18 protein-coding genes and 1 pseudogene are annotated in these 18,711 nt (G+C 72.6%); 11 read left to right on the top strand and 8 right to left on the bottom strand.

Annotated elements, in window-relative coordinates; genetic code table 11:
• Positions 1-12: 12 nt before the first annotated feature.
• Together BJ965_RS40200 and BJ965_RS27425 are read right to left on the bottom strand one after the other, a co-directional pair.
• Positions 13-756, bottom strand: coding sequence for a zinc ribbon domain-containing protein (locus BJ965_RS40200; RefSeq protein WP_184917621.1), 744 nt, complete (start codon positions 754-756; stop codon positions 13-15).
• Positions 753-1,616, bottom strand: a complete 864-nt coding sequence (locus BJ965_RS27425) for a Nif3-like dinuclear metal center hexameric protein (RefSeq protein WP_184911997.1) — start codon at positions 1,614-1,616, stop codon at positions 753-755. Before BJ965_RS27425 ends, BJ965_RS40200 begins: the two co-directional genes overlap by 4 nt.
• 200 nt (positions 1,617-1,816) lie before the next feature.
• Between BJ965_RS27425 and BJ965_RS27420 the strand changes: the two genes are divergently transcribed.
• A complete protein-coding gene (locus tag BJ965_RS27420) occupies positions 1,817-3,094 on the top strand; it encodes a hypothetical protein (RefSeq protein ID WP_184911988.1) in 1,278 nt (425 codons plus the stop codon).
• A 97-nt stretch (positions 3,095-3,191) separates the two neighbouring features.
• Positions 3,192-3,359, top strand: coding sequence for a hypothetical protein (locus BJ965_RS27415; RefSeq protein ID WP_184911987.1), 168 nt, complete (start codon positions 3,192-3,194; stop codon positions 3,357-3,359).
• A 116-nt stretch (positions 3,360-3,475) separates the two neighbouring features.
• Here the strand turns inward: BJ965_RS27415 and BJ965_RS27410 are convergent, their stop codons facing one another.
• Genes BJ965_RS27410 through BJ965_RS27400 form a run of 3 tightly spaced genes read right to left on the bottom strand, consistent with a single transcriptional unit; the run spans position 3,476 to position 6,395 of the window.
• A complete protein-coding gene (locus BJ965_RS27410) occupies positions 3,476-4,417 on the bottom strand; it encodes a 3-oxoacyl-ACP reductase (RefSeq protein ID WP_184911986.1) in 942 nt (313 codons plus the stop codon).
• Positions 4,418-4,428: 11 nt separating this feature from the next.
• Positions 4,429-5,505 (bottom strand): Zn-dependent alcohol dehydrogenase, encoded by a 1,077-nt coding sequence (locus BJ965_RS27405; protein ID WP_184911984.1) that lies wholly within the window; start codon positions 5,503-5,505, stop codon positions 4,429-4,431.
• A 32-nt stretch (positions 5,506-5,537) separates the two neighbouring features.
• Positions 5,538-6,395 carry a MaoC/PaaZ C-terminal domain-containing protein gene (locus tag BJ965_RS27400; protein ID WP_184911982.1) on the bottom strand — a complete coding sequence of 286 codons (858 nt, stop codon included), beginning with the start codon at positions 6,393-6,395 and terminating at the stop codon, positions 5,538-5,540.
• 319 nt (positions 6,396-6,714) lie between these two features.
• On the opposite strand from BJ965_RS27400, the pseudogene BJ965_RS27395 reads away from it, so the two are divergent.
• The 3 genes and pseudogenes from BJ965_RS27395 to BJ965_RS27385 form a co-directional block, all read left to right on the top strand.
• A pseudogene (locus tag BJ965_RS27395) lies at positions 6,715-7,710 on the top strand (sensor histidine kinase); the annotation flags it as partial.
• Positions 7,711-7,763: 53 nt separating this feature from the next.
• Entirely contained in the window at positions 7,764-8,978 is a 1,215-nt protein-coding gene (locus BJ965_RS27390; protein ID WP_184911979.1) for a polysaccharide pyruvyl transferase family protein, read from the top strand.
• Positions 8,975-9,445 (top strand): response regulator transcription factor, encoded by a 471-nt coding sequence (locus tag BJ965_RS27385; RefSeq protein WP_313667118.1) that lies wholly within the window; start codon positions 8,975-8,977, stop codon positions 9,443-9,445. Before BJ965_RS27390 ends, BJ965_RS27385 begins: the two co-directional genes overlap by 4 nt.
• Here the strand turns inward: BJ965_RS27385 and BJ965_RS27380 are convergent.
• Both BJ965_RS27380 and BJ965_RS27375 read right to left on the bottom strand, forming a co-directional pair.
• Entirely contained in the window at positions 9,413-10,189 is a 777-nt protein-coding gene (locus BJ965_RS27380) for a class I SAM-dependent methyltransferase (RefSeq protein WP_184911977.1), read from the bottom strand. The two genes, BJ965_RS27385 and BJ965_RS27380, sit on opposite strands and share 33 nt — an antisense overlap.
• A gap of 216 nt (positions 10,190-10,405) precedes the next feature.
• Positions 10,406-11,842: an MFS transporter gene (locus BJ965_RS27375; protein WP_376777945.1), complete on the bottom strand. Its 1,437-nt coding sequence runs from the start codon at positions 11,840-11,842 to the stop codon at positions 10,406-10,408.
• 186 nt (positions 11,843-12,028) lie between these two features.
• On the opposite strand from BJ965_RS27375, the gene BJ965_RS27370 reads away from it, so the two are divergent.
• The 3 genes from BJ965_RS27370 (at position 12,029) to BJ965_RS27360 (ending at position 14,924) form a co-directional block, all read left to right on the top strand.
• Complete coding sequence (locus tag BJ965_RS27370) at positions 12,029-13,768, top strand: MFS transporter (RefSeq protein ID WP_184911975.1); 1,740 nt, start codon at positions 12,029-12,031, stop codon at positions 13,766-13,768.
• Between the two features lie 96 nt (positions 13,769-13,864).
• A complete protein-coding gene (locus BJ965_RS27365) occupies positions 13,865-14,515 on the top strand; it encodes a class I SAM-dependent methyltransferase (protein ID WP_184911973.1) in 651 nt (216 codons plus the stop codon).
• A 121-nt stretch (positions 14,516-14,636) separates the two neighbouring features.
• Positions 14,637-14,924 carry a hypothetical protein gene (locus BJ965_RS27360; protein WP_184911970.1) on the top strand — a complete coding sequence of 96 codons (288 nt, stop codon included), beginning with the start codon at positions 14,637-14,639 and terminating at the stop codon, positions 14,922-14,924.
• 192 nt (positions 14,925-15,116) lie between these two features.
• Here the strand turns inward: BJ965_RS27360 and BJ965_RS27355 are convergent, their stop codons facing one another.
• Positions 15,117-15,488 carry a hypothetical protein gene (locus tag BJ965_RS27355; protein WP_184911968.1) on the bottom strand — a complete coding sequence of 124 codons (372 nt, stop codon included), beginning with the start codon at positions 15,486-15,488 and terminating at the stop codon, positions 15,117-15,119.
• Positions 15,489-15,614: 126 nt separating this feature from the next.
• On the opposite strand from BJ965_RS27355, the gene BJ965_RS27350 reads away from it, so the two are divergent.
• The 3 genes from BJ965_RS27350 to BJ965_RS27340 all read left to right on the top strand — a co-directional run bounded on the left by BJ965_RS27350 (position 15,615) and on the right by BJ965_RS27340 (position 18,648).
• A complete protein-coding gene (locus tag BJ965_RS27350; RefSeq protein ID WP_184911966.1) occupies positions 15,615-16,556 on the top strand; it encodes an N-acetylmuramoyl-L-alanine amidase in 942 nt (313 codons plus the stop codon).
• A gap of 158 nt (positions 16,557-16,714) precedes the next feature.
• Positions 16,715-17,539: a DUF5336 domain-containing protein gene (locus BJ965_RS27345; RefSeq protein ID WP_184911963.1), complete on the top strand. Its 825-nt coding sequence runs from the start codon at positions 16,715-16,717 to the stop codon at positions 17,537-17,539.
• 95 nt (positions 17,540-17,634) lie between these two features.
• Complete coding sequence (locus BJ965_RS27340; RefSeq protein ID WP_184911961.1) at positions 17,635-18,648, top strand: LLM class F420-dependent oxidoreductase; 1,014 nt, start codon at positions 17,635-17,637, stop codon at positions 18,646-18,648.
• Positions 18,649-18,711: the final 63 nt, after the last annotated feature.

The following is an 18,711-nucleotide window of genomic DNA, read 5'->3' as shown; positions in this document are numbered from 1 at the left end:
CTCCTTGAAGGCCTAGAGACCGGACTCGGACGTGCGCACCAGGATGCGGCGGCAGTTCTCGCAGCGGATCACCGTGTCGGGTGCCGCCTTGCGGATCTCGGCCAGCTCGGTGATGGCGAGCTCCTGCCGGCAGCCCTGGCAGCTGCGCGCGTACAGCTTCGCAGCGCCGACGCCGCCCTGCTGGCCGCGCAGCTTGTCGTAGAGCTTCAGCAGATCGGCCGGAAGGGAACCGGCGACGACCTCGCGCTCCTTGGTGACCGTGGCGACCTCGCCGTCGATCTGCTCGAAGGCGGCGTCGCGGCGCGCGGTCGCGTCGTCGATCTTGGACTGGACGGAGGTGACACGCTCGGTCAGCTCGGCGACCCGCTCCTGAGCGGACTCGCGGCGCTCCATGACCTCCAGCACCACGTCCTCGAGATCACCCTGCCGCTTGGCGAGGGAGGTGATCTCGCGCTGGAGGTTCTCCAGGTCCTTGGGGGAGGTGACGGCGCCCGAGTCGAGGCGCTGCTGGTCGCGGGTGGCGCGCTGGCGCACCTGGTCCACGTCCTGCTCGGCCTTGGTCTGCTCACGGGCGGTGTCGCTCTCCTCGGTCTGCGCGGCGACGAGGAGGTCGCGCAGCTGGGTGAGGTCCTTGGTCAGCGACTCGATCTCGGCGTGCTCGGGCAGCGACTTGCGCTTGTGCGCGAGCTGCTGGAGACGGACGTCGAGGCCCTGGACGTCGAGGAGGCGGATCTGGTCTGCGGGCGCGGCGTTCAGTTCGGGGCTCCAAGGGGATCAGAAGGGGGCGAGGCCGCGTGCGCGGTCCAGGGGTCGGTGACCGTCTTCGAGACGTGGACGCGCAGGTCCCATCCGTGCCGGTCGGAGATCTCGTCGAGCTGGCTCGCGGCCAGCTCGCACCAGGGCCACTCGGTGGCCCAGTGCGCCGCATCGAGCAGCGCGAGGGGGCTGTGGGCGCGATCCGCCAGGAACTCGGCGGCGGGGTGGTGGCGCAGGTCCGCGGTGAGGAAGGCGTCGACCCCGGCCGCGCGGACCTGGTCGAAGAGGCTGTCGCCGGAGCCGCCGCTGACGGCGACCGTGCGTACGAGCGCCTCGGGGTCGCCGGCGACGCGGATGCCCTGCGCGGTGGCGGGCAGCCGCTCGGCGGCGCGGGCGGCGAGTTCGCGGACGGTCAGCGGGTGGTCCAGCGCGCAGATGCGGCCCAGGCCCCGGCGGCCCTCGGGGTCGGTGGGGTCCGGCACGAGCGGCCCCGTGACGCGCAGGTCCAGCGCGCCCGCGAGGGCGTCGGAGACACCCGGGTCGGCGGTGTCGGCGTTGGTGTGGGCGACGTGCAGCGCGATGTCGTTCTTGATGAGGGTGTGCACGACGCGGCCCTTGAAGTGCGTCGCCGCGACCGTGGTGGTGCCGCGCAGGTAGAGCGGGTGGTGGGTGACGAGCAGGTCGGCGCCCAGTTTCACCGCCTCGTCGACGATCTCCTGGACCGGGTCGACGGCGAACAGGACCCGCGTGACCTGCTGGTCGGGGTCGCCCGCGACGGTGCCGACCGCGTCCCAGGACTCGGCCCGCTCGGCGGGCCACAGGGTCTCCAGCGCGGCGATGACTTCAGACAGACGGGGCACGGGAGCAAGGCTACCCGCCTGATCTGTGGCGTTGCACCGCCACCGCCCGCTCCCGGCACCCCTGACCCCGCTCAGCACAATCGCCCCCTTTTCCTCAGGCGAATCGTTCCTGGAACACCCTTATGTGTGAAGTCTGCGCCCGAGGAATTCCCCGTCCGCGCGTGCGATACCTAGCGTTCGTCACTGGAGGTGACCGAACGATGACGGCCTGTGTGATCGAACCGTCGGCGGGACACGTCGAACCTTCGGCGGGACACGAGGACGAGGACGTGTCCGCGCCGTCAGGCTGCACGCTCACCGCGGACGGTGCCTACGGCGCCCGCCTGGCGTCGGCCGGCGGCTCCTGGTTCCCGGAGCGCTGGACCCTGGACGGCCCCGAGCCGTACGCGGTGCCGCTGCCCCGCAACCAGCCGGAGGAGCCCGGTACCGAGGTGCAGCCGATGGCCGACGGGCGGGTCCTCATCCACCGGGTGGTGGACGGGCGGCACGCCTTCTCGCTGCTCTACCCGACCGGGCCCGGCACCGGCGAGCTGCCCCTGGGCGCGGTCGAGTGCCCGGACGGGGCCGCCCGGCTGCGGCTGCTGCCGCCCGCGCCGGGCGGTGAACGGGCCTACGCCCTGGCCGTCGGGCCGCGTGCGACGTCGGTGTGGCTGGTGGCGGGCGGCGCCTTCGGGCCCGAGCGGCTGGCCGAACTGCCGGGCCGCTGCTCGGGCGGGGTCTGGCTGGACCGGTCGGGGCGGCTGCTGGCGCTGGACCGGGAGACCGGCGGACACACCAAGTCCGTCGTGGTGGACCTGGAGGCCGGTGGCGAGGTGTCGCCGCTGCTGCAGATCGCCGCCGAGAGCGACGACCGGCTGCTGCTCGCCGACCACGACAGCGGGCTGCTGATCGTCCGCTCGGACGCACCCTCGCCGGGGCAGGACCGGCTGGGCTGGGGTGTCCTGGGCAGTTCGCTGCCGGTGCGCTTCCCGGAGTGTCTGCGGGTGCGGGACTGCTCCGTCACGCCGTTCGCGATCCAGCCGGGGCAGGTGCTGACGCCGGAGAGCTGTGCGGTGGCGCTGCGGGTGGACGGGCCGACGGGCAGCTGGGTGGGTGTCTGGCGGCCCGCCGAGCGGCGGGTGCACCATCTCCGGGCGCCCGAGGGGTGGTTGGCGGGCGCGGGCCTGTGGACGCCGGAGGGGGTGCTGCGGCTGCCGTACGCGACGGAGGCCGTGCCGTGCGGGGTGGCTCAGGTGAGTCCGCCGCCGGCCGCCGCACCGGAGCCGGGGGCGGCGACGGAACCGCTCCCGGATCGCGAGCCGGCGGCCCCGGCGGTGGAACATTCCGTACAGCCCGCAGACCCATCGGCCCGGCCCGCAGACCCATCGGCCCGGCCCGCGGAACCATCGGCCCGGCCCGCCGAGCCTCCGGCGGCGCCCTCCGCCGCACGCCCTGTGCCCCTTCAGGAAGCGCCGTTGGGACGCCTTGTAACGAACTAGTGCCGGTTGGCGTGGCTGCCTGGATCCGAGGTCAGGGGCGCCGGTTAGACTCACCCGGCTGTAAAAAAGATCATGTTGACGGGGTGAATTCCATCCGATGAGCGACGCCAGCACGAACCAGCCGCGTACGGCCGACGTCCAGCAGTCCTCCACCGGTGCCGGCCGGCACCGTGGTGAGGTCTCCACGCAGGACGGCGAGACGGCTCCGCGCGGACGCCACCGCAAGCCGGTGGCGCAGACCGAGCAGGCCGTGACTGCGGCCTGACGGCACGTCAGTCACCAGACGGCGAACGGCCCTTCCCGCCACAAGCGGGGAGGGCCGTTCCGTGTTTTCGGAGTCGCTCACCCGCGTTTCAGGCCCAGCGCCGTTCCCGGTGTCTCTCATCCGCGTTTCAGGCCCAGCACCTCCGCCGCGGCGAACGTCTCCCCGGCCGGCCGGTCCGCGTAGTACGGCCCGAGGACGGCCTCCAGCTCCTCGTAGGTGAAGGTGTCCTGCTTGCTGTCGAACTTCGCTGCGACCCGCGGCCGTTCGACGACGGCGACCATCCCGCCGTGCACCACGAGGAGCTGCCCGTTGACGTGGGCGGCCGCGGGTGAGGCCAGATAGCCGACGAGGGGGGCGACGTGCTCGGGGGCGAGCGGGTCGAGGCCGGTGCCGGAGGGCTGCCCGATGCCCGCGAAGACGTCCTCGGTCATCCGGGTGCGGGCGCGGGGGCAGATGGCGTTGGCCGTGACGCCGTACCGGCCGAGCGCGAGGGCGGTGGAGGTGGTGAGACCGACGATCCCGCCCTTGGCGGCGGCGTAGTTGGGCTGGCCTGCGGAACCGGCGAGGAACGCCTCCGACGAGGTGTTCACGATCCGCCCGAACACCGGCTCCCCGGCCCGCTTGGACCGCTCCCGCCAGTGCGCGGCGGCGAACCGGGTGGTGTTGAAGTGTCCCTTGAGGTGCACGCGCAGGACGGAGTCCCACTCCTCCTCGGTCATGGAGAACACCATGCGGTCGCGCAGGATGCCCGCGTTGTTGACGAGGATGTCGAGCCTGCCGAAGGCGTCGACGGCCGCGCCGACGAGCGTGCGGGCCTGTGCGAAGTCGGAGACGTCGCCGGTGTGCGCGAGCGCGGTACCGCCCGTCGCCCGGATCTCGGCGGCGACCTCCTCGGCGGGCCCCGCGGACGCCTCGCCGCTGCCGTCGCGGCCGGGCTGTCCGTAGTCGTTGACGACCACGGAGGCGCCGAGCCGGGCGAGTTCCAGCGCCTCGGCCCGGCCGAGCCCGCGGCCCGCGCCGGTGACGATCGCGGACAGCCCTTGGAGCGGCAGCGGCATGGCGGGTGTCCTCACAGCTCGATGCACGTGCGCAGGGCGGTCCCGGTGCGCATCTGGTCCAGGGCCTCGTTGATGTCGGCGAGCGGGACCCGGTGGGTGATCAGGCCCGCCAGGTCGATCCGGCCGGCCCGCCACAGGGCGATGGTGCGTTCGTAGGAGCGCAGCACGTCACCGCCTCCGTACATGGACGGCAGGATGCGCTTCTCGTCGAAGAACAACTCGAACATGTTGAGCTGGAGGAAGTCGTCCATGGCGCCCGCGCCGACCACGACGAGGGTGCCGCCGCGCCGGGTGTTGTCGTACGCGGTGCGTGCCGTGGCCGACTTGCCGACGACCTCGAAGACGTGGTCGAAGCCCTCTCCGGCAGTGATCCGCTGTTTGGCGTCGGGCAGTTCACCGGGTGCTATCGCCCGGGTGGCGCCGAACTTGAGCGCGGACTCCCGGCGGGACTCGATCGGGTCGACGGCGACGATCTCCGCTGCGCCCCGGAGCCGGGCGCCCTGGATCACGGAGATGCCGACGCCCCCGCAGCCGATGACCGCCACCGACGAACCGGCCTCCAGGTCGGCCGTGTTGAGCGCGGCGCCGAGCCCGGTCGTCACCCCGCAGCCGATGAGGGCGGCGATGTCGAAGGGCACGTCGTCGGGTATCGGCACCGCGCAGCCGGCGTCGACGACGACCTCCTCGGTAAAGGTGCCGGTGCCGGCGAAGCCGAAGACGTCCCCGCCGGGGCGCTTGAAGTTGGGGGTGCCCGCGTTCACGAACCCGGCGAGGCACAGTTCGGTCTGGCCGCGCTTGCAGGCGGGGCAGGCGCCGCAGGCGGGCAGCCAGCAGACCACGACCCGGTCACCGGCCTTCAGACGGCTCACGCCCTCGCCGACCTCGACGATCTCGCCCGCCCCCTCGTGCCCGGGCACGAACGGCGCGGGCTGCGGCAGCACCCCGCCCATCGCGGACAGGTCCGAGTGGCACAGCCCCGTGGCGCGCACCCGGATCCGCACCTTGCCGGGTCCGAACCCCACCGCCTCGACGTCGTCGAGGACCTCCAGCTTGTCCTGGCCGATCTCGTGCAGTACGGCTGCGCGCATGGTGCGGGCTCCCCTCGTACGGCGTTCTGGACTCAGGTGTGTTCGACGATGGTGTCGGCGAGGACGGGCGCGTCCGACCGCTCGACGGCGCCGACGGCGACCCGGGTGGACTCCGGCGTGTGCCACATGCGGATCCGCAGGGTCTCCCCCGGGTACACGACCCCGGCGAACCGGGTGGCGTAGGACCGCATCCGGGTCACGTCCCCGCCGAGGAGCGTGTCGACGACCGCCTTGAGCGTGATGCCGTAGGTGCACAGGCCGTGCAGGATGGGCCGCTCGAATCCGGCGAGCTTGGCGAACTCCGGGTCGGCGTGCAGCGGGTTCCAGTCGCCGGAGAGGCGGTAGAGCAGCGCCTGGTCGTCGCGGACGGGCCGCTCGACGGTCCGGTCGGGTGCGCCGGTGGGCGGTTCGAGGCGGGTGGAGGGGCCGCGGTCGCCGCCCCAGCCGCCCTCGCCGCGGATGAAGATCTGGGCGTCGTTGGTCCACAGCGGGCCGTCGGCGTCGGCGACGTCGGTGCGCAGCACGAGGACGGCCGCGGTGCCCTTGTCGTACACGGCGGCGATCCGGTTGGTCGCGGTGGCGGTGCCCGTCGCCGGGAGGGGCCGGTGGATGACGAGGCTCTGGCCGCCGTGCAGGACGCGGGCCAGGTCGACCTCGATGCCGGGCATGGACAGACCGCTGGTCACGCCGGGTTTTCCGCCTCCCGCGACGGTGGCGAAGCTCGGCAGGACGTGCAGCCGGGACTCCAGGGTGTAGCGCAGTTCGTCGGGGTCGGTGGCGGGGCTGCCCGCGCCGATGCCGAGGTGGTAGAGCTGCACGTCCCTGTGGTCCCAGGAGATCTCGCCGGTCCGGGGTCCGGCGGCGAGCGCCTTGGCTGCGTCGATGGGCATGGGGCTCCTGATCGCCGGAGGAAGGACCTCGGTACGGCCGTCCGCACCGTCGGCCGCACCGAGGCCGTCTGGTGCCGGACCGGGGACGCGAACTGAAACGCGTTCCAGTCCAGCGCCCTCTGTATAGCCGAGGCCCCGGCACTTGTGAAGACTCCTGACACTGTGTCAGGTACGCTGGGCCGGATCAGTGCGCGGGTCTCGATCCACTGGGCCGGATCGCCGTGCGGCGATGACATTTGTCCTGCCGGAGTCCGTACAACCGCCTCTGCCGCGGGCCCCGCCCGGTCCGTAACGTCGCTGCCATGACCACGTGGAGCCCGGTACGGCCGTGGCGGTGCTGGCGGGTGCGGTGGCCTGTTTCCACGACGGCTGGGGCGGCCTCGACATCGCGTACGCCACCTGGATCTCGACGATGGTGACGGCCGCGATCATGCGCCTCTCCGAGGCGGTGCGCGAGCTGCGCGCCGCCCGTGAGGAGCTGGCCCACCGGGCGGTCGAGAAGGAGCGGCTGCGCTTCTCCCGCGACCTGCACGACCTGCTCGGGCACACGATGTCGATGATCGTCGTGAAGTCGGAGGCGGCCCGGCGGCTGGCCGGCCGCGATCTGGACGCGGCGCTGGCCCAGATCACTGACATCGAGGCCGTGGGCCGGCAGGCGCTGACGGAGATCCGGGAGGCCGTGACCGGCTACCGGCAGGGCGGCCTCGCCACGGAACTCGACCGGGCGCACTCGGCCCTGACGGCCGCGGGCGTCACGCTCGTCGTGAGCCGCTCCGGCCCTCCGCTCGGACCGCAGACGGAGGCGCTGCTGGGCTGGGTGGTCCGGGAGGCGGTCACCAACGCCGTACGACACAGCGGTGCGGAGCGCTGCGAGATCACCCTGTCGGGGTGCGGGGAGCGGGTGCGGCTGACGGTCGCCGACGACGGCGGCGGGGCGGGCACCGGGGACACGGTGGTCGCCGGCGGCTGCACAGCTCCGGCCGACTCCGACGGCCCTGGTCCGGCCGGCCTCGACGGCACGGGTCCAGCCGGCCTCGACGGCACGGGTCCAGCCGGCCTCGACGGCACGGGTCCAGCCGGCCTCGACGGCACGGGTCCAGCGGGCCTCGACGGCACGGGCCCGGCCCCCTCCACCGGCACGGGTCTCACCGGGCTGACGGAGCGCCTCGCGGCGGCGGGCGGCTCGCTGACGGCGGGGGCGCGAACGGGAGGCGGCTTCGACGTGACGGCGGAGCTTCCGCTCGACCCGGAGGACGCCCGGCCTGCCGGGGCGGGACGTTTTCGCAGCGACGCGGACGTGTACGTTGGCCGGTGATCCGCGCGACCACGTAGAACACCCGGCGACAACGGCCGGGGGAACGGGAGCACATGGGACGCGTCGCCGTCATCACCGCGCCGAACATCGGGTACCGCAACACGGGCATGCTGACCGTGGACTTGGCGTTCGAGTCCCTGCGCCGGCGGATGGACACCGGGTTCGACGCCACCTGGTACACGCTGCACACGCCGGAGACCGTGCCGCTGCGCGACGGTGTGCGCGGCACCGAGTTCCCGTTCCGCTTCCACCCGCTGGCCGAGCACCTCGACACGCTCCGGGACCATGACGCGGTCGTGTTCTGGGGCGACTTCCTGCACACCCGGCACTACCTGGCCCAGGACGCGACGAACCGCCTGCTCGACTTCGGTTTCGCCGCGGACCGGGACGACGCCCGGGCGCAGCTGAACCGCGCCCTGCTGTTCGCGGACCAGCCGGACGAGGTCCTCGCGCGGACCGTCAGCTACGGCGGGACGATCCTGCACAACACGCAGTCCGACTACGAGGACAAGGAGTACGGCCCGCTGTTCTCCCGCCTGGTGACCCGCAGCCACCGGATGTGGGTGCGGGATCCGCTCTCGGCGGCGAAGATCGCGCATCTGCGCCGGGACCGTACGACCGACCACTTCGGTTCGGACGCGGCGCTGCTCTCCCGCCCCGGCGACCTCGGCCACCTTCCGGCCACCGAGTGGTCCCGGTCGGTCCCCGACGGCGGCGCGATCGGCGTCTTCCTGGGGGCCCGGACGCCGATCCCCGACTGGCTGCCCGGCTTCTGCCAGGGTCTGTCCGACCGTCTGGGCGCCCCGTTGGAGTGGCTGCCCTGGTTCGACCGGGAGGTCCCTCCGGCGGTGAGCCACATCGCGGCCCGCCCGGGGAACCCCACCGTCGGCGACCTGGTCGGGGTCCTGCCCCGCTACCGGCTGGTCGTCACCGACACGTACCACCTGGCGGTCAACTCCTGGGGCGCCGGCACCCCCGCGGTGTGCGTGGGCGCGCCCGAGCCGACCCCCAAGACGCACGACGACTATCTGACGCTGAGCGATGTGAAGAAGCACGTCTTCCACATGGCGTACGACGCGACGGACTTCTACCTGACCACCGAGGAGGGGTACGGGCAGGATCTCGACCGGCTCGTACAGCTCCTGGAGGGCGGGGGCGCCGAGACCGTCGCGGTGCGCATCCGCGACCACGCGGACCATTCGGCGTCGTCCTTCATCCGGACGCTGACCTCGCTGCTCGACCCGCCCCGCCCCGACCCGGGCCCGTGACCGGGGAGCCCATCCGTGTCCTGCTCGCGGAGGACCAGGGCATGATGCGCGGTGCGCCGGCGCTGCTGCTGGGGATGGAGGACGACATCGAGGTCGTCGCCCGGGTGGCCGCGGGCGACGCGATCCTGGACGCGGCCCTCGCGCACCTCCCGGACGTCGCCCTCCTCGACATCGAACTCCCGGGCAGGAGCGGTCTGGACGCCGCCGCCGACCTGCGCGTCCGGGTCCCCGGATGCCGGGTGCTGATCCTCACGACGTTCGGCAGCGCGGGCCCCAACCCCCTCACGGCCCGTGAGAGCGACGCGCTCAAGGCCTCCGCGGACGGCGCGACGGTCGCCGACATCGCCGCCCGACTCCACCTGTCGGAGTCCACGGTCCGCAACTACCTCTCCTCCGCGATCGGCAAGACGGGCACCCGCAACCGCATGGAGGCCCTACGCGAGGCCCGCCGCCAGGGCCGGCTCTGAGCCCTGCGCCCGCCGGAACAACGCGGTCCACAGGAAGGACTCGCCGAAGTACTCCGAGTCCTCCGGCTCGTCGCGCATCCGCCGCAGTCCGAGCTCGGTCAGGCCGGAGAAGATCCCACGCAACGCCTCGGGCGTGTAGGCGAGTCCGCCCCGCAGGCCCGTCCCCTCACGGTAGAAGTCACCGTCGGACAGCTCCGACCCCATCCCTCCGTCCCCGGCGGCGAAGCAGGTGAGGCCGAACAGGCCGCCGGGCGCCAGGAGTCGTTCCAGCAGGGCGAGGTAGCTGACCCGGCGGTGCGGAGGGAGATGGTGGAAGCAGCCGGAGTCGTAGACGAGGTCGTACGGTCCGGTGAGTACCCCGCCGGCGAGCGCGAAGGCGTCCCCGTGATGGAACCGTACGTCCTCGGCCCCCGCCTCACGGGCGCGTTCCCGGGCCCAGTCGACGGCTGCCGAGGACAGGTCGACCGCATCGACCTCGAAGCCGCGCGCGGCCAGATACAGCGCGTTGCGCCCGGGTCCGCACCCGAGGTCGAGCGCCCGTCCCCCGCCGGCCGGGCCCCGCTCCACGGCGGCCACCAGGCTTTCGTCCGGTTTCGCCACGAAGAACGGCACCGTCCGCGAGCGGTCGGCGTAGAAGCCGTCCCACCAGTCGGCACCGCGGCCCGTCCACCGATCGGCCTCGGGTGCGAACAGCCCGTCGAGCAGGGCGAGTACGTCGTCGACGGTGCGTATGTTCCGGTCCATCCGGCCCCCTTCCGCGTCCGCCGACGGTACGTTCGGACCTCACGAAAGGCCAGGTCAGTGCCGCCTTTTCGGGGTGAACGGGAGGCTCTGGAGCGCCCATGGGGCCGCGTGCGGGGCCCCGCCGTCGGATCAGTGCGTCCCCGGACCCGAACAGCGGCGGCGTGCCCGGGAAACGCCGTCACGCCCCCGTTCCGGGCCACGCCTGGCGTGGTTTTTTCAGGTGCCCTGGTGCTCCCTCGCCCGCCGCGGCAGCCACACCCACATCAGCACCACCCCGGCCGCCAGTACTCCGGCGCCCACCCGGAACGCGAGGGCGTATCCCTCCGTCAGGGACTGTGGGGTCGCGCTGCCCGCCGATTCGGACGCGGCCAGGGTGGACAGGACCGCCAGACCCAGGGAACCGCCCATCGTGCGGGACGTGTTGACGAGGCCGGAGACCAGGCCCGCCTCCCCGGGCGCCGTGCCGGAGGTGGCCAGGGAGGCGAGGGGGGTCGCCGCCAGGCCCGCGCCGAGCATCATGAGGATGCCCGGGAAGAGGATCGACGTGGCGTAGGAGCCGTCGGCGGTCATCGTGGACTGCCAGGCGAAGCCGGCCACGGCGACCAGGGTGCCGAGCACGGCGACGTTGCGCGGGCCGACCGGCCGCATCAGGCGGGGTGCGAGCTTCGAGCCGAGGATGACGGCGAGGGAGCTCGGGACCAGGGCGAGACCGGCCTCGAACGGGGTGTAGCCGAGGACGTTCTGCGCGTAGAGCGTCATGAAGAACCACATGCAGAACATCGCCGAGCCGCACAGGAACATCGAGACGTTCGCCGAGGAGACCGAACGGACACGCAGCAGGCCGAGCGGCATCAGGGGGCTCGCCGTGCGGGCCTCGACCGCGAGGAACGCCCCGAGCAGGGCCGGCCCGGCGAGCAGCGGAAGCAGGGTGGCCGGTGCAGTCCAGCCCGCCGCCTCCGTCTGGGAGATGCCGTAGGCCAGCGTGCCGAGGCCGGCCGTCACGAGCAGCGCACCCGGCAGGTCGAGGCGGCGGCCGTCCCCGGCCCGGCCCTCGGTGAGGAACCAGGCGGCGGCGCAGAGCACCACGGCGCCGACGGGCACGTTGATGAGCAGCACCCAGCGCCAGGAGAGCGTCTCCACCAGCAGCCCGCCGACCAGTCCGCCCGCCGCGCCGCCGCCGGCCCCGACCGCCGTCCAGGTCCCTATGGCCCGAGCCCGGGCGGCGCCCTCCGGGACCGACGCCGTGAGGATCGTCAGCGTCGAGGGCGCCAGCACCGCAGCGCCCAGCCCCTGCACGGCCCGCGCCACGAGCAGCTGCCAGTCGTCCTGCGCCAGCCCGCCGGCCGCCGAGGCCAGGGTGAACAGGCCGAGCCCGACGAGGAACATCCGCTTGCGGCCGTAGAGGTCCCCGGCGCGTCCGCCGAGCAGCATGAACCCGGCGAAGGCGATGGCGTAGGCGTTCACCACCCACTGCAACCCCTGTTCGCCGAGTCCCAGCCCGGTCCGCATCGACGGCAGCGCCACGTTGACGACGGAGACGTCAAGGACGACGAGGAACTGACCGGCGCAGGTGAGCGCCACGACGAGCCAGGTGCGAGGCGCGGTGCGACGGGGCGTACGGGTCATTTCGGCGGCTTCGAGCATGGGTGTCATGCTCTCAACCACTCCACAGCCCCCGCATCGGGATTTCGACCTAGGGCTTCGCGCGGGTACGCACGGCCCTTCCCCAAGAGAAGGTCAAGTTTTCGTTAGGGTGCCGAAGCAACGGAATAGTTGCCTGGACATACAAGGTTCAGAGTCCATGTAACTCGACGCTCCCCGGCCTGGAGGCCCTCCTCAATGACGCAGACGACGACAGACCGCCCCGCCGGCCGAGCCAGCGGGGCCGTGGTCCCGGTGCTCGCCTTCGCGGGCATCGTTGTCGCGGTGATGCAGACCCTGCTCGTTCCGGTGATCAAGGATCTGCCGCAACTGCTGGACACCGCCCCCAGCAACGCCACCTGGGTCCTCACCTCGACCCTCCTCTCGGGCGCGGTGGCCACTCCGATCATGGGCCGCCTGGGCGACCTCTTCGGCAAGCGCCGCATGCTGATCCTGAGCCTGGCCGTGATGGTCGTCGGCGCCCTGGTCAGCGCGCTGACCAGCGATCTGCTGCTGATGATCGCCGGCCGTACGCTCCAGGGCTTCGCGATGGGCGCGATCCCGCTCGGCATCGGCCTGATGCGCGACATGCTGCCCCGCGAGAAGCTCGGCTCGGCGATGGCCCTGATGAGCTCCTCCATAGGCGTCGGCGGCGGCCTCGCCCTGCCCGCCGCCGCCCTGGTCGCCCAGCACAGCGACTGGCACACCCTCTACTACGGCGCCGCCGGCCTCGGCCTGCTCGCGATCGCCCTCACCCTCCTCGTCGTGCCGGAGTCCCCGATGCGCGCCGAGGGCACCTTCGACCTGCCGGGCGCGCTCGGCCTCTCCGCCGGGCTCGTCCTGTTCCTGCTGCCGATCACCAAGGGCAGCGACTGGGGCTGGGCCTCCGGCACCACCCTCGGCCTGTTCGCCGCGTCGGCGGTCGTGCTCCTGCTGTGGGGCGTGATGGAGCTGCGCCTGAAGGCCCCGCTGGTCGACCTGCGCACCACGGCCCGCCCGGCCGTGCTCTTCACCAACCTCGCCTCGATCATGGTCGGCGTCTCCTTCTACGTCGTCTCCCTGGTCCTGCCCCAGCTGCTCCAGCTGCCGAAGTCCACCGGCTACGGCCTCGGCCAGTCGATGGTCGTCGCGGGTCTGCTCGTCGCGCCGCTCGGCCTGACGATGATGTTCACGGCTCCCGTCTACGCCCGGCTGTCCGCGAAGTACGGCCCCAAGTTCACCCTGATCCTCGGTCTGCTGATCATCGCGATCGGCTACGGCGCCGGGCTCGGGCTGATGAGCGCCGCCTGGCAGAGCCTGGTCATCTCGGTGCTCCTCGGCGCGGGCATCGGCCTCGCCTACTCGTCGCTGCCCGCGCTGATCGTGGGCGCGGTCCCGGCCTCGGAGACGGGTGCGGCCAACGGCCTCAACACCCTGATGCGCTCCATCGGCACGTCGGTGTCGAGCGCCGTGATCGGCATGGTGCTGGCGAACACCGCGAACACCGTGGGCGGCGTCGAGATCCCGACGATGCACGGCTTCCGGGTCTCCTTCCTGATCGCGACGGGCGCGGTGGCCGTGGGCCTGCTCCTGGCGCTGTTCCTGCCGGGCCGACGGCCGTCGGGCAAGCCGCAGTTGCGGGCCAGCAGCGAGGAGGACGCGGCGCTGGAGCGCGCCGAGCAGGTCCTGCGCGGCTTCCGCGGCCTGGTGCTGGGCGCCGACGGCTCCCCGGTCGCCCGCGCCAAGGTCACGCTGATCGACCACCGCGGCCGCCAGGCCGGGGCGACGCTCTCCGCCGAGGACGGCAGCTACGCCCTCACCGTCCCCGACCGGGGCTCCTACGTCGTGACAGCCCGGGCCACGGGGCACGGCCCGCTCGCCTCGTCGGCGAACCACACGGGTGACGAGCGCCCGGTCGACCTGGACCTGTCGCTGCCGGGCGAGACGGTCTCGGCCTGACCCCGCTGGGCTACTCACCGGTACCCCCTGTCGTCCTCTCGGCAGGGGGTGCGGCACGATGGGCGCCCGGACCGTCGTACGACCGAGAGGAACCCCATGCCCGCGGCGCCGAAGCCCAAGATCCTGGCCGCGTTCGAGGCGGCGAAGGGGTTCATGCCCGCCGGTGAGGGCCTGGCGCTGTACGCGGCGGCCGTGGAGGCCGGGCGGCTCGGGCTGCCGCTGCTGGAGGTCGGCACGTACTGCGGCCGGTCCACGATCCTGCTCGCCGACGCGGCCCGCGAGGCCGGGGTCAGCGCACTCACCGTGGACCACCACCGCGGCAGTGAGGAGCAGCAGCCGGGCTGGGAGTACCACGACCCGGAGACGGTCGACCCCGAGATCGGCCTGATGGACACGCTGCCCACGTTCCGCCGCACGCTCCACCGGGCGGGCCTGGAGGAGCACGTGGTGGCGCTGGTCGGGCGTTCCCCGCGGATCGCCGCGTTCTGGCGGACGCCGCTGGGGTTCGTCTTCATCGACGGCGGCCACACCGACGAGCACGCCACCGCCGACTACGAGGGCTGGGCGCCGCACGTCACCGAGGGCGGTCTGCTGCTCATCCACGACGTCTTCCCCGACCCGCAGGACGAGTTCACCGGCCAGGCTCCCTACCGGATCTACCTGCGGGCGCTCGCCTCCGGCGCGTTCACCGAGGTCTCGGCGACGGACTCGCTGCGGGTCCTGCGGCGCACGGGTCCGGGCATCTGACGCACCGGCACGCGCCGGGCGGCTGGGCGGGTGAACCGCACCCCCGACACCCCTTCCCGGTCGGCCCACCGGCGGCGTGGCGAGTCGGCGGGCGACCGCCACTGCCCAAGGATCCGGGCGCGTGGCACACACCTTCGATGAGCTCGTGGAGAAGCAGCGCGCGGCGGACGAGGCGTACGCCCGCGTGCGTCACCTCCAGGACGCGTACGGGCCGCCCACCCGGACCAAGTGGAGCGACCAACAGACCACCACCTGGGAGACGGCCTGGCGCGCCTGGCGCGATCTCGCCCGGGACGTCCAGGCGGCCGTGACCGGGTACGCGAAGCAGGAGGGCACACCGCGCCAGGAGGTGGAGGCGCGGGTGAAGGAAGCGGTACGGCACGGGGACGGCGGCGGGAACGGGGCGTAGCCCGCCACCCGTCGGGCCGTCCTCGGGCCGCCGCCCAGCGCGTGAGCGCTGTCACGCCGACACACGACGCGAAGTACGGACCGCAGATCGTAGGGCTCTCGCTCCATGCAAGCCGCTCACCGGACGGAGGCCCCCGGCCCACGCTTCACGCGAATGAGGGCGGGAGCCTCCACCTTCACGACTCCGGGCAATTCAGCTAAAAGGGCAAGGGTTCAGCGTGCCGGACAGGAAGGTGACGTTACCGATGTACACCCACCCCATGTCGTCGTCGAACTGTTCCCGCCCGTAGTACCACATGTTGCCGTGCGCATTGCGGTCATAGCACCATGCGTAGAACTTTCTACCCTTAAGCGCAAACAGCCCATCCTCACAGGCCGAGTAGGGACCCTTCTTGAGGGGAAGCGTCTTCTTGAGCTGGAAGACTCCGCTGGAATTATTGACCCCTACGGCAGTCGACAGGCAGCCGCCGTCCGCACTGGCACTCGGCGCACTGATGCCCACGAGAGACACCCCCATCAGGGCACCGCTGGTCAGAAGCGAGGCAACACGTTTCGTGAACTTCATACAATCCCCGTAATCCTTGTGATGGCGTGTACACGACGACGCTAGCCCACGCGGAGCAACCGCACACGCTTTCGAGCCAAGCTGCGATGTGAGCCGAGTCGGGCTGCCCGCCGTAAGCTGACTGGCGTGTCGTACGTAGGCCCGGACTTCGAACCTCCCCAGCCCCGCCGCCGTCGCGGCCCCCTGACCGTTGCGCTCGCCGCGCTGGTGCCGGGGGCGCTGCTCGGCTGGCTGGTGTACGAGACGGTGGGCGGCCCGGGGGACGACGGGGGCTCGGGACGGGCGGGCGTGCGGTCCTCCTCGCCCGCCGCGTCGAGCGCGCCCTCCGACGACGCCAAGGAGCCGAGCGGCTCCCCGAAACCCACCGCCTCGGCCTCCGCGCCCGCCGCCTCCGGCCCGCTCAAGGGCAAGGTCGTCGTGATCGACCCGGGGCACAACCCGGGCAACTTCCAGCACGCCTCCGAAATCAACCGCAAGGTGGACATCGGGACGAACTCCAAGGAGTGCGACACCACGGGCACGTCCACCAACGACGGCTACACCGAGGCGAAGTTCACGCTGGACGTCGCGCACCGGATGCGCACACTCCTTCAGGAGCAGGGCGCCACGGTGAAGCTGACGCAGGACGGCGACCGGCCGTTCGGGCCGTGCGTGGACGGGCGGGCCCGGATCGGCAACCGGGCGAAGGCCGACGCCGTGGTCTCGATCCACGCGGACGGCTCCGGCGCCGGCAACCGCGGCTTCCATGTGATCCTGCCCGGCGCGGTCCACGCGGGCGCCGCGGACACCCGGGCGATCGTCGGCCCCTCCCGCGATCTCGGCGAGCGCGTCGCGGGCCGCTTCGTGGCCGTCACCGGCAGCGCGCCCTCCAACTACATCGGCGACGGCGGCGGACTCGTCACGCGTGAGGACCTGGGCGGTCTCAATCTGTCAACGGTTCCCAAGGTGTTCATCGAGTGCGGCAACATGCGCGATAGCAAGGACGCGGCGTTGCTCACCAGCGGCGCGTGGCGACAGAAGGCGGCGCAAGGGATCTCTGAGGGAATCGTGAGTTTCCTGCGCGGGTAGGGGTGGACCGGCAGATCCCGGCGGACACCCTGACCTGGCGGACGATAGGGTCCTCCTTACGATGAGGGGCCACCCCCGCGCTTCACACCGAGTCCGGACGGCGGCATGGTGACAGCGACGCCTCTACCGACGATGAGACGACTTACGAAGGACCTGAAGTGAATATCCGCTCTCTCACTCGAGGCGACGGCGTGGTGATCGGAGCAGCGGTGTTGCTGTTCATCGCGTCGTTTCTCGACTTTTACTCGTCCGACGGCGCTCCGGAGGGCCTGGAGATGCCCAGCCTGTGGGGCAGCGGCCCGGTACTCATGGGCGTTGTGCTGGCGGGCATCTTCGGCGCCGCGCTCGTCGTCGTCGGCCGCGGTCTGACGCAGGCCCCGAAGGTCGCCGGGCTCGAACTCGGCCAGGTCGGCGCCGCCCTCACGGTCTTCGCCGCGTGGAGCGCCCTCGGCAACATCTTCGACCCGGCGAGCGCCAACAACAACTTCGGTGCCTCCGGGGACGGTCCGGACGCCGGCATCGGCCTGATCCTCGCCCTCGTCGCCACGCTGCTGATGGCCGCCGCCGCCATCGCCACCCCCCTCGTCCCGGCCCTCAAGGGCGCCCTCCTCCCGGCCCCCCGCCCGGCCGCCCCGCAGCCCTACGGCGCCCAGCCCCCCGGTGGTTACGGCTACCCGGGCGCGCAGCAGCCCGGTGGCTACGGCCAGCCGCAGCCGGGGCAGCCGTACGGCGGTCAGCCGCAGCCCCAGCAGGCGCAGGCCCAGGCTCCGCAGCCGCCGGCCGGGGACTTCTCCCCGTTCTGGTTCGCCGTGCCGGTGCCGCGGCCGCTGTTCGCGGAGGACGGCTCGCCGACGCCGATCGCCGAACTCGCCCCGGGTACCTGGTACCTGGCCGTCGAGCAGCGCGGCGCGGCCCTGGTCGCCCAGACGCAGGACGGCCGCCGCGGTGTCCTCCAGGACACGTCGGGCATCCAGCGCGGCTGAGCCCCTCGGCCCTCACGGCCCCTCGCCCTTCCGGGTGGGGGGCCGTTGCCGTACAGTCGGCGGCCCGTCAACTGACACATCGTCAGGAGTCAGGTATGCGGCTCGGTCTCGCGCTCGGCTACTGGGGCCGCTGCCCCTCCCCCGGTCATGTGCGCCTCGCGCAGGAGGCCGAACAGCTCGGCTACGACTCGGTCTGGACGGCGGAGTCCTGGGGCTCGGACGCGTTCACCCCGCTCACCTGGATCGCGGCGCACACCTCCCGCATCCGGCTCGGCACGGCGGTCGCGCAGATGGCGGCCCGGTCACCGGCCACGACCGCGATGCACGCCCTCACCCTGGACCACCTCTCCGGCGGCCGCGTGCTGCTGGGCCTCGGCCTCTCCGGCCCGCAGGTCGTCGAGGGCTGGTACGGCCGCCCGTTCCCCGCCTCACCGCTCACCGCGACCCGCGAGTACGTCGACGTCGTACGGCAGGTGCTGCGCCGCGAGGCCCCGGTCGAACTGGCCGGCCGCTTCCACTCCCACCCCTACCGCGGCCCGGACGCCACGGGCCTCGGCAAGCCCCTCAAGCCGATCACGCATCCGCTGCGCGCCGATCTGCCCGTCCTGCTGGGCGCCGAGGGCCCGAAGAACGTCGCCCAGACCACCCGGATCGCCGACGGCTGGCTGCCGCTGTACTGGTCGCCGAACCGGCCGGAGGTCTACGGCCCGGCCCTGGCGGAGCTGCCCGAGGGATTCATGGTCGCGCCGATGACACAGGTCCGGGTGTGTGACGACGTCGCCGAGGGGCTGCTGCCCGTCAAGGCGATGCTCGGCTTCTACATCGGCGGCATGGGTCACGCGGCCCGCAACTTCCACGCCGATCTGATGGCCCGCATGGGCTACGAGGAGGAAGCCCGGCGGATCCAGCGGCTGTTCCTCGACGGCCGCCGGGAGGAGGCCGTGCTCGCCGTCCCCGATGCCTTCGCCGACGAGATCTCCCTGGTCGGACCGCGTGAACGCATCGCCGAGCGGCTGGAGTCGTGGCGGAAGGGGCCGGTGACCGACCTCCTGGCCCTCTCCCCAGATCCGCACACCCTGCGCGTCCTCGCCGACCTCGTCTCCCGGTGAACGGCGACCGGGTGAGCGGCGACCCTGGGAGCGGCGACCCTGGGAGCGGCGACCCGGTGAGCG

Origin of the sequence: Streptomyces luteogriseus, assembly GCF_014205055.1 — a bacterium.
Lineage (GTDB): Bacteria > Actinomycetota > Actinomycetes > Streptomycetales > Streptomycetaceae > Streptomyces > Streptomyces luteogriseus.
The sequence above is the reverse complement of the archived record's forward strand: the minus strand, read 5'-3'. Positions and strand labels throughout refer to the sequence as shown.

Coding starts and splice junctions, on each gene's coding strand:
- BJ965_RS27375 (WP_376777945.1), bottom strand. CDS start 11,842: ATGACACCCATGCTCGAAGCCGCCGAAATGACCCGTACGCCCCGTCGC.
- BJ965_RS27370 (WP_184911975.1), top strand. CDS start 12,029: ATGACGCAGACGACGACAGACCGCCCCGCCGGCCGAGCCAGCGGGGCC.
- BJ965_RS27420 (WP_184911988.1), top strand. CDS start 1,817: ATGACGGCCTGTGTGATCGAACCGTCGGCGGGACACGTCGAACCTTCG.
- BJ965_RS27415 (WP_184911987.1), top strand. CDS start 3,192: ATGAGCGACGCCAGCACGAACCAGCCGCGTACGGCCGACGTCCAGCAG.
- BJ965_RS27355 (WP_184911968.1), bottom strand. CDS start 15,488: ATGAAGTTCACGAAACGTGTTGCCTCGCTTCTGACCAGCGGTGCCCTG.
- BJ965_RS27380 (WP_184911977.1), bottom strand. CDS start 10,189: ATGGACCGGAACATACGCACCGTCGACGACGTACTCGCCCTGCTCGAC.
- BJ965_RS27340 (WP_184911961.1), top strand. CDS start 17,635: ATGCGGCTCGGTCTCGCGCTCGGCTACTGGGGCCGCTGCCCCTCCCCC.
- BJ965_RS27405 (WP_184911984.1), bottom strand. CDS start 5,505: ATGCGCGCAGCCGTACTGCACGAGATCGGCCAGGACAAGCTGGAGGTC.
- BJ965_RS27410 (WP_184911986.1), bottom strand. CDS start 4,417: ATGCCGCTGCCGCTCCAAGGGCTGTCCGCGATCGTCACCGGCGCGGGC.
- BJ965_RS27390 (WP_184911979.1), top strand. CDS start 7,764: ATGGGACGCGTCGCCGTCATCACCGCGCCGAACATCGGGTACCGCAAC.
- BJ965_RS27365 (WP_184911973.1), top strand. CDS start 13,865: ATGCCCGCGGCGCCGAAGCCCAAGATCCTGGCCGCGTTCGAGGCGGCG.
- BJ965_RS27400 (WP_184911982.1), bottom strand. CDS start 6,395: ATGCCCATCGACGCAGCCAAGGCGCTCGCCGCCGGACCCCGGACCGGC.